The sequence below is a fragment of the Streptomyces sp. NPDC043896 genome (assembly GCF_056435605.1).
This window is the reverse complement of sequence record NZ_JBWKEE010000016.1, coordinates 42,949-54,684: the sequence shown is the minus strand read 5'-3', so window position 1 is coordinate 54,684 and position 11,736 is coordinate 42,949. Positions and strand designations below refer to the sequence as shown.

Here is an 11,736-nt window from a genome sequence, read left to right as displayed (position 1 = left end):
GCTCCCGGACAGGTCCGGGGCGCCGGTGGAGCCCGGGTCTGCCCGGGTTGTTCCGGTCCGGCGGCAAACAACCCACCAGCCTAGTCCGCCGCCGGGGATTTTCCCGGCGAAGCCGCGGGCGTGGCCGGAAGGGTGTCCGCCGGCGGCCTGGGCCGGGCGGAACGCCGACGGCAGGGCCTACGCGGGCCGCACGGTGCGGGGGCCCTGGCAGAGGGCTCCGTACGCCCGTACCCGTTCGCGGAGCGCGCGGTCGGCGGTGACCACCACGCAGGGCCGGCCGGCGTGAGCGGCGGCGAGCTCCACGATGCGGTCGTCGCCGCAGCCCGGGGCGGAGTCGACCCGGACGCCGGGGACGGACTCGACGCCCCGGGCGGCGCCCTCGACGACGAGGATGACCTCCTCGCCGGCGTCCCGTGCCGCGAGCCGGTCGCGCAGCCGCTCGGCGGCGCCCTTGCGGTCGCGCCACCAGCCGTCGGGCACGGAGCCGACGACGTTCGCCGCGTCGACGATGAGGACGGGGGTGAGGGGTCCGGTCACGTTCCGTCATTCTGCCACCGCGTCCTCCGGGCCGGAGACGACGAAGACGTCGGACAGCGGGGAGGTGTCGGCACTGGCGCTGATCAGCAGGTCGTAGGTGTCGGGGGGCAGGGTGCCGAGGTCGAAGCGCTGCCGCTCGCGCGGGACGGTGACGGCACGCTCGACCACCGCCAGTCCCGTGGTCCGGCTGGTCACCGAGAGCCGGGCCGGCACCTCGGGCAGCTGGCCCTCGCCCAGGTTGCTCTCGGCGCCGATCTCGCAGACCACTGGTTCACCGGCGAGGTAGAGGTCGTCGCCGAGGTAGCTGAACCAGGCGGTCACGGCGTCGCGCAGGTCGTCGACGCGGATGTCGTGCAGGGACCGCAGGATGCCCTTCAGATGGTCGAGCATCGCGCCGTGGTTCTGCAGGCCGGCGTGCTTCTGCGGGACGAAGGTGCTGGCTTCCACGGTGCCGGAGAGGGCGGCGGAGAGCTTGGGCACGGTCCCGTCTCCGCCCTCGTCGTCCTCCCCGCGGGTCAGCAGGGTCTCCACCTTGTCCCCGATGATCCTGGCGGACTGCCGGGTGGGCTGGTCCATGCCGACGATGGGGTGGTAGACGACCTGGTGGGACTCCCAGGCGGGGTCCTTCCGGTTCTCGGCGGCCGCGGTCTCCATCTCCTCGTGGAACGTGGTGAGGTTGCTGGTCCACCGGGTCTCCCAGCCGGGCAGTCCGGCCTTGGCGGGGGTGGTGGCCTCGCCGTCCGGCCCGTACACGCAGCGGTAGACGGGCACGAGCTGGTGCAGGCCGGTGAGGGAGCGCAGGAGGCGGGTGAGGTCGTGTTCGAAGGGGCCGATCCGCTTGCTGAAGCCGTTGCAGAGGAAGTCGACGGCGTTGAGGGAGCCGTAGAAGGGGGTGCCGAAGGTCACGATGGCCCGGGTGTCCTTCCAGCCGCCGAGGACCTCGACGAAGTAGCGGGAGACGAGACCGCCCATCGAGTGGCCGACCAGGACGAGCTGGGCGGCGCTGTTGCCGCTGGTCTCTCGCCAGTTCCGCAGCCAGCCGGCGCTCCGCTCGGCGAGCTGCCGGGCGGCGGCCCGGTTGTCGCGCCGCCAGTCGTAGGGGAAGGGGAAGTAGTTCTGGCCCCGCGTCAGGTCGAAGCGCTCCAGCAGGAACCTCTCGATGGCGGTGTAGCCGTCGATCTTCCACAGGCCGGGCAGGGTGTGCAGGTCTTGCACCAGCCGGTCGGCGACGACGCCGTCGCCGAGGTCGTCCTGCCGCCAGTCGTCCCGGCCCTCGGGCAGTTCCAGTTCCTCCAGCGAGCGGCCCAGGCTCGTCAGGGCGCCCAGCACCGCCGAGGCCGAGGGCGCCCACACGTCCTTGCCGTCCCGCTTGAGTACGCTGCCGGTGATGCCGGGGAGCAGTACGACCACGTCGCCCATCGGAATCCTGGCCATGAGCTGACCTCCTGGTTAGCCGTCCTCGTCGTGGTCCGGCGGGTTCCCGGGCAGGACGAAGGGGTCGGACGCGTCCCCGTAGTGCTGGTAGGCGGCCCAGGAACTCCACCGCTGCGGGTCCTGCGTGCCGTCCGCCGGCCCGTCCCGGTGCCGCTGCTCGTAGAGCATCTTGCGCGCCGCGCGGACGGCCGCGCCCACGGTGGGCGTGGCGTCGCTGGGGCTGGACGTGAACAGGTGGGTGTAGAGCGCGTCGGCGAAGCCGATGCCGTGGTCGTCGGGGATCCGCCAGGCCGCCCCGATGTAGTGTCCGACGCCGATGCGCAGGAACTCGTCGGCGAGGCTGGGGACGAGGGCGGCCTGCGGGTTCCCCCACGGGGTGGGGCCGGGCGCGCCCTCCGGTGCGGCGGCGGCGCCCAGGCGGGCGGTGTGGCAGGCGTTGGCCACGACGATCAGCGGCGGGTGCTCCAGCCGGCCCAGTTCCTGGGCGGTCAGCAGGCCGTCTGCGAAGACCCAGCCGGAGCGCCGTCCGGTCCCGGAGAGGTCGAAGTCGCTGTGGCCGCAGTAGTGGACGATGTCGTTGCGCCCGCACAGCAGGGCCCGCAGGACGTCGAGCCGCCTGGCGGGTTCCACGCCCGGCTGGCGGGTGGAGTTCGCCGCGCCGACGAAGAGGGTGACGCCGACGCCCAGGGCCGAGAGCCGGGAGGCGACGGCGAGGGCCTCGCTGCGGGCGCCCGGCAGCTGGAGGCCCTTCTCGGGGTCGCCCGGGTCGCCGATGACCAGGGCGCGCAGCCGGCCGGCCCCCGGCCCCTCGGACATCACGCGCGCGTAGGTGGTGCGCAGTTGGCGGGAGAGCTGGGCGCGGATCGCCAGGGGCTCGTTCCGCTCGCCGCCGCTCTGCTGGACCTCCGCCAGGAACTCCCAGGGCACGGAGGCGGTGTCGCGGTCCAGTTCCAGCAGCACGGTGGCATCGTCGGCGAGGAGCTTCTGGAAGTCATCGGGGACCATGAAACGGGAGAGCAGGTCGGGCAGGCCGAGCGAGTCGTCCACGGTGGGTTCCGTCAGCCGCTCCACGAGTTCGCGCAGCAGGTCCGTGTCCACCGGCAGGTGCCGTTCCGGTACGGTGGCGCGCCCGCTCAGGGCGGCCCAGCGCAGGGCGTTGGTGCCCGACAGGACGGACATCCGGACGGGGGCCTTGTCGTCCCCGGCCTCGACAGGGCCTCGGAGCACCTTCAGGGACAGGTCGGTGCGGGCCACTTGGGCGAGCTGGGCCAGCTGCTCGCGGACCTGTTCGCGGATGCCGGGCTCGAAACCGGCCAGTACGGTGCGCAGCGCCTCTTCCGCGGCGGGCGGATCCGGGCCGTCGGGCGGTGCGGCGCCGGCGGCCGGGGACGCGTCCGGCGGGCTTGCGAGTCCGGACAGCGCCTTCAGGGCGTAGACGGCGGCGGACGGGACGAAGAGCACGCCGCTGCTCTCCTCGCGCAGCTCCGGGCCGACGCGCAGCCGCTGCTGGCCCGCGGCGGCCGCGGTCAGGGCGAGCAGCAGCTGTTCGGCGCGCAGCCGGTCGACCTCCACGACGAGCACCTCGGTGAGCCCGGGGGCGGGCGCCGAGGGGCCCGTGGACGCCAGCGCGGTGGCGAAGCCCCGTACGAGGGCCCGGACCGCGGCGCCGACGGAGAGGTTCCCCGGGCCCGCGCCGATGAGGACGGTCGCCACGGTCTTGAAGTGGCCGACGGCGATGGCCTCGCGCAGGAGGGAGGCGTACAGCTGGGCTGCGCGGTATTCGCTGAGGGTGCCCATCGGGCCCATGCCGACCACGGCGGCCGAACGTACGGTTCCGCCTTCCTTGCACGGGAAGTAGGTGACCTCGCCGAGCTGGGCGTCGATCCAGCCGAGCCGGCTGTGCTCGGTGATCAGCGGGCGGGGACCGGCGGCGGATATGGCCCGGTCCAGTGAGAGTTCCGCCGCGTCGGGCAGGAGCGACTGGTAGTGACCGGTGACGTGGAGGTCGGCGGCCACCTCCACCAGGTCGCCCCAGACCACGGTGATGTTGACGGTTGGACCATCAACGGGCGGTGGCGGGGCGGGAGCCGGAGGGGAGTACGGGGCGGGCCGGGGATTGGCCGGCGTCGTGGCGCCTTCCAGCAGGTCTTCGATGCGAGCGGCGATGGTGCTCACCACGCGCCTCCTTCGAGTCGCCCGAGCGCGTACCGGATGCGCCGCACCGGTCCCCCTCCCCTGGATTATCCCACCGTTTCCCCGGGGGGCCCTGCGCTGCCGGGGCCGCCGGGCGCTCGCCCGAACGTGCGGAGTGGGCGGGCGGCGGGGCGCGCCACCGGGTGGCGGGTACGCGGTGCCCCCATGGTGGGCACAGGTTCCGGCAACCCGCCGTGGGGGCCGGCCCCGGCACGGGTCGCGGGGCGCGGCCTTCGGGGCCGTGCTCCGGGGGCGCGACGGGCGGCCGGCCGTCGAAAGGACCGTGATACACGTGAGGCCACGTTTCCTGCTCCTGGGCGTCGTGCTGCTGGGCTGGCTCGTCGCCGGCTGCGGCTCGACGCCGCCGGCGGGCACCCCGGACGGCACCGCCGAGGACGCCGTCCCCGCGGTGACCGGCGACCGCGCCGGCGGCACGGCCGGGCAGCACTCCGGGCACGGCGCCGAGCACGGCTCCGGGCACCACCACGGGCACGGCTCCGGGCACGCGGCCGGGGTGCCGGGCCCGCCTCCGGCGAAGAGCGCCGATCCGGCCACCGACCTGCTGCTGGCGCCGCAGATCACGGTTCTGGCGGCGGGCGGCGGGCCCGCCCCGGACTGCACCGCCGACCTCGGCCGGATCGTGGGGGCCGGCCAGGGGCCCGCGGTGTGGATCGGGAACGCCTCGGGGAGGGACCGGGTGCTGACCCCGGAGGAGGTGGTGCTGTGCCTGAGCGGCTTCGCACCCGGTGAGCCGGTCGAGGTGACCGTGACGGCCGGCGGCAAGAAGTACCCGTCCACGGCGCGGCCCGCCGCCTCCGGCCTGGCCCTCACGGAAGCCGAACCGCCGGACTCGCTGTTCGACGAGGGCGAGCTCGCGGTGCGCGAGCTGGGCAACGGCGTGAGCCAGAGCGGGACGTGGTGGTTCGTGCCGCCGGAGACGGTGCGGGAGGACCTCGCCGGCGGGGGCGAGGTCGTGATCGAGGCCACCCAGGGTGCCCTGACGGCCCGGCACGCCCATCCGGCCGAACTCCCCGACCGGCCGGGACGCCTGATGGTGGACCAGGGCGGTCACCGGCTCCTGGTCCACGGCTTCCAGCCCGGGATGCGGCTGCCCGTCGGGCTGTACACCGTCGACGCCTCCTCCCGGAAGGCCTCCCTGGCCGGGCGGATCGGGACGGTCGTGATGCCCCGGTCGAGGACGGCCGTCTTCACCGTCCCCGACGCGGTCGTCAAGCAGACGGCGGGCGCCGGCGGGGGCGCGTACTGCGTCACCGTGCCGCTGGAGCGGCAGGACGACTGCCCCGCCCCGTAACGGGGTTCAGCGGTACCGGGCGGAGGCCGCCGCGAAGGGCGTGGCGTGCGCGGGCACCGTCGCGAGGAGGGCGACCCACGAGCCGTCGGTGAACTCGATCTCCATCCGGCCCTTCTGGAGCACGCCGGACGGGTTGGCTCGTACGGCGGCCACGGCCGACCGGGGCACCTCCCAGTACTGCTTCATCACCGGCGCGGCCTGCCAGAGCGGCGAGACGTCGCTGAGCCCGAACCAGCGCCGGTCGGTGAGGGCCAGCACGCCGGTCAGCGAACCACGTGCGTTGGCGCGGCTGATGACGAAGTGTCCGGCGCTGCTCTGCCAGCCGCCCTCCATGCTCTTGCCGTGCATCACGCGCGTGCCCAGGTCGTCCAGCGCGTCGGGCATCCGGTCGACGGCGGACGCGGCGGCTGCCGGCCTCGACCGGAGGGGGTCGATCACCTTGGACCTCGCCAGCTGCCGCAGCGGGCGGGGCAGCCGCGCCTCGATCCGCCGCTGGAGGTCGGACGGGTCCGGCGGCGCGAGCATGGCCTCGGGAGGGGTGGGCACGCCCGGCCCGAGCTCGTGGGAGCAGGCGGCTATGAGGTGCTCCCCCGACTGGAGGAACTGCCGGGCCTGTTGGCGCCTCTCCTCGTTCAACGGGCGTGCTCCTGTCCTTGTTCGTCGATCATGTCCGATGGGTGGGATTCTCCCCCATCATCCGGTCTTCATGATCACCGGGGCGGATGTCCTGCCCGCCTTGCCGACCAGGCCCGCCGCCGTCGCGATCCAGGCCACGGCCTGCACCACACCGGCGGTGGCGAACAGGGCGGCCGGCGCGAACGCGGCGGCCACCCAGCCGCCCAGCAGGGCGGCCGGCAGGATCGCGGCGAAGGAGACGGCCCGGTTCACCGCGACCACCCGGCCCATGAACTCCGCGTCGACCACCTTCTGCCGGTACGTGAACCAGCCGACCACGATGAGCGAGGTCGCCGCTCCCGCCACGGCCCAGGCCGGGGCCAGCAGCCGGACGTCCGCGGTGACGGCGGGCGCCAGCAGGGCCACGGCGAGGGCGCCCATTCCGACGGACAGCAGCCGGCCCTCGCTGAAGCGGTCCAGCAGCCGGGGCACGTAGGCGGCGCCGGCCACCGCGCCCGCGCCCTGGGCGGCGACGACCAGTCCGAGGACGAAGCTCGACTGGCCGGTGGCGTCCGTGACCACGTACACCAGGTTCGCCTCGACGGCGTGCACCGCGAAGTTGGTCAGGGTCAGCAGGATGGTCCCCTGCCGGAGCACCGGTTCCCCGAACAGCAGCCGGAAGCCGGTCAGCAGGTCGGGTCCCATGCCGCGCACCGCCTCGCGCAGCGGGGCCGTGGCGGCCGTCGCCGGGGAGGCCGTCGTGAGGAAGATCAGCAGGGCGGACAGGGCGAAGGAGACGGCGTTGACCCCGCTGGCCGCCGCGGGCCCGAGGAAGGCGACCACGCTGATGCCGGCGATCGGGCCGAGCATGTTCAGCAGGCTCTCCGATCCCTGGACCCAGGCGTTCATCACGGCACGCCGCTCCTGCGGCACCCGGTCCATCAGGAAGCCCTGGAAGGCCGGGAAGTACAGCGGCCGCATGCAGGCCAGCACGAAGGCGGCGACGTACACCACCGGCACGGGCGGGCTGTCCAGCAGGCACAGCAGGCCGATCCCGCCGACCACCGCGGCCGAGCACAGGTCGCAGCCGGTCATCAGGCGGCGCCGGTCGACCCGGTCGGCGACCACACCGCTGAACAGTCCGACCAGGACGTACGGCACGAACTCCAGCGCGTAGGTGAACGCGGCCAGGAACGCCGAGCCGGTCAGCTGGAGCACGAGCAGCGGCAGCGCGAAGCGGAACACCCAGTCCCCACAGGTGGAGACGATGAAGGCGGCGCGCAGCAGGGTCTCGTCCCGGCGGTCAGACACGGCCGCCGTCCAGCGGCAGCAGCGGGTCCACCACGACGGCCTCCAGGAGGCCGGTCAGCCGGTCCAGCAGGGTGGTGACGAACGCGCCGGGGAGCCGGTCGGCCTGGTAGTAGGCGGCCAGGGACAGCTCGTCGCCGCCCGCTTCCCCGACGAGCATCAGCTCGCTGCGCGGCCGGAAGCCCTCGTCCGACAGGGGGAACGGGGTGGTCGTGGCGGGCGCGAGGTCGAGGCCGCCGCCGTGGAGCTGGGAGTAGAGCATGTTGAGGACCACGCCGATGGGCGCGTCCGGGTCGGCGTACTCGTCCGGGTTGAAGGCCTTCACCAGTTCGGCGAAGGGGACGGCGGCGTTCTCCTGGGCGTCGAGGCTGTCGGTGCGCACGCGGCGCAGTGCGTCCCGGAACGTGCCGGCTCCGGCCAGGTCGCTGCGTACGACGAGGAGTTCGGCGAGGGGGGCGACCAGGTTCTCGCGGCCCTCGGTCTCGCGGTTGTAGACGTTGACCGCGACGGCCTGGTCGTCCCTGCCGGTGTGCTCGCGCAGGGCGACGTCGAGGGCGCACAGCACGAGCATGAAGAGGGTGACCCGCTCCCGTGCCGCGAACCGGCGGATCTCCCGGGCGAGTTCCGGGGTGAGCCGGCGGGCCTGGTAGCCGCCCTCCGGGCGGGCTCCGGGCTCCCGCTTGGGGACGTCCAGACGGGGTATCGCGCCGGTGCCGGCCAGGCGCTCGCGCCAGAAGGCCGTCATGCGCTCGCCGTCGGGTCCGGCCAGCAGACCGTTCTGCTCGCGCACGTGGTCCCGGTAGGCGTAGGCGACCTCCGGCAGCTTCGCCTCGGGGCCGCCCGCCAGCTCGGTGTAGAGGGCGGAGAGTTCGTCGGTGAGGACCCCGCGGGCCCAGCCGTCGACGACGAGGTGGTCGAAGACGAGGACCACGAAGTGGTCCTCGTCCCCGACCCGCACCACGCTGACCCGCAGGCGCTCGTCCCCTTCGGCGGGGAGCGGGCGGTCCGCCGCCTCCCTCACCAGGGTGACCGCCGCGGCCTCGTCGCCACGGGCGTCGTGCACCTCGGCGCGCAGGATGACGGCGGGGTACACGGTTTGCCGGCGGGGACCGTCGAACCGGGTGCGCAGCGCCTCGTGGCGCTCCGCCAGCCGGGCCAGGGCCTGGTCGAGCAGGGGCAGCTCCAGCGGTCCGCCGACCCGGTAGGCCTGGGAGATCGTACGGACGGAGGGCACGCCGAGGGCGCGGCTGCGCTCGTCCATCAGCAGCCTGCCCTCCTGGTAGCTCAGGGTCGGCAGGGACAGTGGTGCGGACATGTGCGTGTGCTCCTAGGCGGTGGGGAGGTCAGTGGCGGCGCTGTCGGCGCGCTCGGCCACCAGGTCGGCGAACTCGCCGAGTTCGGGGTACTCGAGGACCTCTCGCATGGTGACCTTGACGCCGAGGGCGGCCTCCAGCCGGGCGACCATCTGGGTGGCCAGCAGCGAGTGGCCGCCGAGGAGGAAGAAGTCGGACTCCTCGTCGACGGGGGTACCGAGGACCTCGGACCAGATCCGCTCCACGGTCTCCCGTACGGGCGTGCTCATCGGGACTCGCTCTCTCCGGCGCGCAGCCGGTTCCTGTCGGTCTTTCCGTTGGCGGTCAACGGAAGCCTGTCGATGACGATGTAGCGGGCGGGGACCAGGTAGGCCGGCAGGACGGCGCGCAGGCCCGCGCGCACGGCCTTGGCCAGGTTCCGGTCGTCGCCCTCGATGTACGCGGCGAGCCGCTTCCCGCCGAGCGGGTCGTTCTCCACGAGGACGCATGCGCCGCGTACGCCGGGCTGGGCGAGGACGGCCTGTTCGATCTCGCCGGGTTCGACGCGGTGGCCGTTGATCTTGGCCTGGCCGTCCTCGCGGCCGAGGAACTCCAGGGTGCCGTCGGGCCGGAAGCGGGCGAGGTCGCCGGTGCGGTAGCAGCGGACGCCCCTCAGCCGGCCGGCCCCGGGGACGGGGAAGCGCTCGGCGGTCTGCTCGGGCAGGTCGAGGTAGCCCGCCGCGAGGCCGTCCCCGGCGGCCCACAGTTCGCCCGCGACTCCCGGCGGTACGGGGTGTCCGGCGCGGTCGACCACGTAGACGCGGGTGCCGTGCACGGGGGTGCCGATGGGCACGGAGGCCGTGCCGGGCGCGGGAGGCTCCCGCAGCGGGTGGCAGCAGGTGAAGGTGGTGTTCTCGGTGGGGCCGTAGCCGTTGACCACGGTGAGGTCCCGGTGGCGGGAGAGGACGGCGGCCACGTGGTGCGGGGAGACCACGTCGCCGCCGGTGAGCAGCCGTCGTACGCCGGCGAAGGCGTCGGGGCGGTGCTCGGCCAGCTGGTGGAACAGTCCGGCGGTGAGCCACAGCGCGGTGACGCCCCGCGAGGTGATCAGGTCGGCGAGCTCGGTCAGGGTCAGCGGGCCGGGCGGTGCGATCTCCAGGCGGGCGCCCCGGGCGAGGGTGCACCACACTTCCAGCAGCGCGGCGTCGAAGGTGGCGGGTGCCAGGTGCAGGACGGTGTCGCCGGGGCCGAAGCCGATGCGTTCGTCCCGGGTGAGACGGGCGATGCCCCGGTGGGTGAGCCGGACGCCCTTGGGCAGCCCGGTCGAGCCGGAGGTGTACATCACCGTGGCGACCTCGGGGACGGGCGCGTCCGGCGCTTCCGTGCGGGGCGGGATGCCGAGGACGGAGAGGGTCGCGCCGGGGGGCACGGGGGCTCCCGCCCCGGCGGACGGTCCGGCGGCCGTCAGGGTGAGGGCGACGCCGGGGCCCTCCAGCATCAGCCGCAGCCGGGGCTCCGGGTAGTGCGGGTCGAGGGGAACGGCGGTCGCCCCCGCCAGCGCCACGGCGACGGTCGCCGCCACGGACTCCACGCCGCGCTCGAACAGCAGCCCGACGGTGTCGCCGGGGGTGATCCCCCGCTCGCGCAGCGCGTGGGCGATGCCGCCGGCGTACTCCAGGAGCTCGCGGTAGGTCAGGGTGACGCCGTCGCAGGAGACGGCCACGGCGTCCGGCTGCCGGGCGGCCCGGGCGGCGAACATCACGTGCACCGGCTCCGGATCCCGCCGGGCGTCCGGCCCGGACGGCCCGGACGGCCCGGCCTCGCCGGACCAGGCCGCGAGCTGCTCCCAGCCCGTCTCGTCGGTCAGGTCGAGCTCGCCGAGCGGGCGTCCGGGCTCGGCGAGCGCCCGGGCGACGAAGGGGCCCGCGTGGTCGGCGAGGGCGTCCGCGACGTCGTCCGGCACCCCGGTGAGGGCGAACTCCGCGGTGCCGTCCGGAAGCCGTACGGCACACGGCCCCTCGGGCGCGGTGCCGGCGGCAGGTCCGGCGGCCAGCGCGGGGACGTCGGTCCGGCTCAGCCGCGCCACCAGCGCGGCGCAGGCCGTGCCGAGCACCCGCTCGGCCGTCGTCCCGGCGGCCCGTGCGAGCGCTCCGGCCGCGGTGACGGTCTCGGCGTCCAGGCGGATCACCCGGGTGGTGTGCTCAGTCAGGCTCGACGGCATGTCCAGCCCCTTCCCCTACGATCTTGAGTCCTACGATCTTGAAAAATCCGTACATGCGACCGAGGGAACAGGACATGACCACCCTGATCGTCTTCGACATCGACGGCACGCTGCTGCGCAGCGTCGCCCCCCACCAGGCCGCCTTCCTCGCGGCCCTGAAGGACTGCGGGCTCACGGACATCGACGCGGCGTGGGGCGGCTACGCCCACCACACCGACTCGTGGATCTTCCGCGAGGTGTTCCGCCACAACACCGGCCGGCTCCCCGGCGAGGCCGAGGTGCAGCGCTTCGCCGGCCTGCTGGACGAGCACTTCCGGGCGGCCACGGCCCACGAGGGCATCGAGGAGATACCGGGGGCCGCCGCCTTCCTGCGGGCCCTGGAGGCCGACGGCGCGTACGCGGTGGCCTACGCGACGGGCGGCCTGCGCGAGGTCACCGCGGCCAAGCTGGCGCCGCTGGGGGGCGGGGCCGGCGGGCCGGTCTCCACCGCGAGCGAGCACACGTTCCGCGAGCACCTGGTGCGCGAGGCCGTCCACCAGGCCGTGGAACGGGCGGGCGGCGGCTTCGAGCGGGTGGTGTGCGTGGGCGACGGGCCGTGGGACGTGCGGGCCGCCGTGGCGACGGGCAGCGAGTTCATCGGCATCGGCACGGCCACGACGCCGTTCGGCGACTGGTTCCCGCGCACGCACCTGTTCGCCTCCTTCGACGAGGTCGACCCGGCGGGCGACTTCACCCTGGTCCCGCCGGCCGGGCGGGTCGCCGCCGAGCCGGACGCGGACAAGGTGTTCACCGCCCGCCCGGCGGCCTGCCCCTGCTGGAGCTGA

At 74.5% G+C, this 11,736-nt stretch carries 10 protein-coding genes; 2 read left to right on the top strand and 8 right to left on the bottom strand.

The features are described 5' to 3' along the window. Positions 1 to 177 precede the first annotated feature (177 nt). The 3 genes from AC069X_RS22990 to AC069X_RS22980 are packed head-to-tail and all read right to left on the bottom strand — an operon-like array spanning position 178 to position 4,146. Positions 178 to 537, bottom strand: coding sequence for an NYN domain-containing protein (locus AC069X_RS22990; protein ID WP_478730881.1), 360 nt, complete (start codon positions 535 to 537; stop codon positions 178 to 180). 6 nt (positions 538 to 543) lie between these two features. After that, on the bottom strand, positions 544 to 1,971 hold the full coding sequence (locus AC069X_RS22985) for an esterase/lipase family protein (protein ID WP_478730879.1): 1,428 nt from the start codon (positions 1,969 to 1,971) through the stop codon (positions 544 to 546). A gap of 15 nt (positions 1,972 to 1,986) precedes the next feature. Further along, the gene (locus tag AC069X_RS22980; RefSeq protein WP_478730877.1) at positions 1,987 to 4,146 is read right to left on the bottom strand and encodes a CHAT domain-containing protein; all 2,160 of its coding nucleotides are present in this window, start codon (positions 4,144 to 4,146) and stop codon (positions 1,987 to 1,989) included. Positions 4,147 to 4,456: 310 nt separating this feature from the next. On the opposite strand from AC069X_RS22980, the gene AC069X_RS22975 reads away from it, so the two are divergent. Continuing rightward, on the top strand, positions 4,457 to 5,476 hold the full coding sequence (locus tag AC069X_RS22975; protein ID WP_478730875.1) for a hypothetical protein: 1,020 nt from the start codon (positions 4,457 to 4,459) through the stop codon (positions 5,474 to 5,476). 6 nt (positions 5,477 to 5,482) lie between these two features. Here the strand turns inward: AC069X_RS22975 and AC069X_RS22970 are convergent, their stop codons facing one another. From AC069X_RS22970 to AC069X_RS22950, 5 genes are read right to left on the bottom strand one after another with little or no spacing between them, the layout of a single operon-like run. After that, complete coding sequence (locus tag AC069X_RS22970) at positions 5,483 to 6,112, bottom strand: hypothetical protein (protein ID WP_478730873.1); 630 nt, start codon at positions 6,110 to 6,112, stop codon at positions 5,483 to 5,485. Positions 6,113 to 6,169: 57 nt separating this feature from the next. Further along, positions 6,170 to 7,402 (bottom strand): MFS transporter, encoded by a 1,233-nt coding sequence (locus AC069X_RS22965; protein WP_478730871.1) that lies wholly within the window; start codon positions 7,400 to 7,402, stop codon positions 6,170 to 6,172. Beyond that, on the bottom strand, positions 7,395 to 8,714 hold the full coding sequence (locus AC069X_RS22960) for a condensation domain-containing protein (protein ID WP_478730869.1): 1,320 nt from the start codon (positions 8,712 to 8,714) through the stop codon (positions 7,395 to 7,397). Before AC069X_RS22960 ends, AC069X_RS22965 begins: the two co-directional genes overlap by 8 nt. 12 nt (positions 8,715 to 8,726) lie before the next feature. Continuing rightward, on the bottom strand, positions 8,727 to 8,981 hold the full coding sequence (locus AC069X_RS22955) for a phosphopantetheine-binding protein (RefSeq protein ID WP_478730867.1): 255 nt from the start codon (positions 8,979 to 8,981) through the stop codon (positions 8,727 to 8,729). After that, the gene (locus tag AC069X_RS22950; protein WP_478730865.1) at positions 8,978 to 10,912 is read right to left on the bottom strand and encodes an amino acid adenylation domain-containing protein; all 1,935 of its coding nucleotides are present in this window, start codon (positions 10,910 to 10,912) and stop codon (positions 8,978 to 8,980) included. The genes AC069X_RS22955 and AC069X_RS22950 overlap by 4 nt, the downstream gene beginning before the upstream one ends. 74 nt (positions 10,913 to 10,986) lie before the next feature. On the opposite strand from AC069X_RS22950, the gene AC069X_RS22945 reads away from it, so the two are divergent. Then, positions 10,987 to 11,736, top strand: a complete 750-nt coding sequence (locus tag AC069X_RS22945; RefSeq protein WP_478730863.1) for an HAD family hydrolase — start codon at positions 10,987 to 10,989, stop codon at positions 11,734 to 11,736.

What these genes read in the sequence shown, in the direction of transcription:
- AC069X_RS22985 (WP_478730879.1), bottom strand. Translation starts at nt 1,971, where the DNA reads ATGGCCAGGATTCCGATGGGCGACGTGGTCGTACTGCTCCCCGGCATC.
- AC069X_RS22960 (WP_478730869.1), bottom strand. Translation starts at nt 8,714, where the DNA reads ATGTCCGCACCACTGTCCCTGCCGACCCTGAGCTACCAGGAGGGCAGG.
- AC069X_RS22955 (WP_478730867.1), bottom strand. Translation starts at nt 8,981, where the DNA reads ATGAGCACGCCCGTACGGGAGACCGTGGAGCGGATCTGGTCCGAGGTC.
- AC069X_RS22950 (WP_478730865.1), bottom strand. Translation starts at nt 10,912, where the DNA reads ATGCCGTCGAGCCTGACTGAGCACACCACCCGGGTGATCCGCCTGGAC.
- AC069X_RS22945 (WP_478730863.1), top strand. Translation starts at nt 10,987, where the DNA reads ATGACCACCCTGATCGTCTTCGACATCGACGGCACGCTGCTGCGCAGC.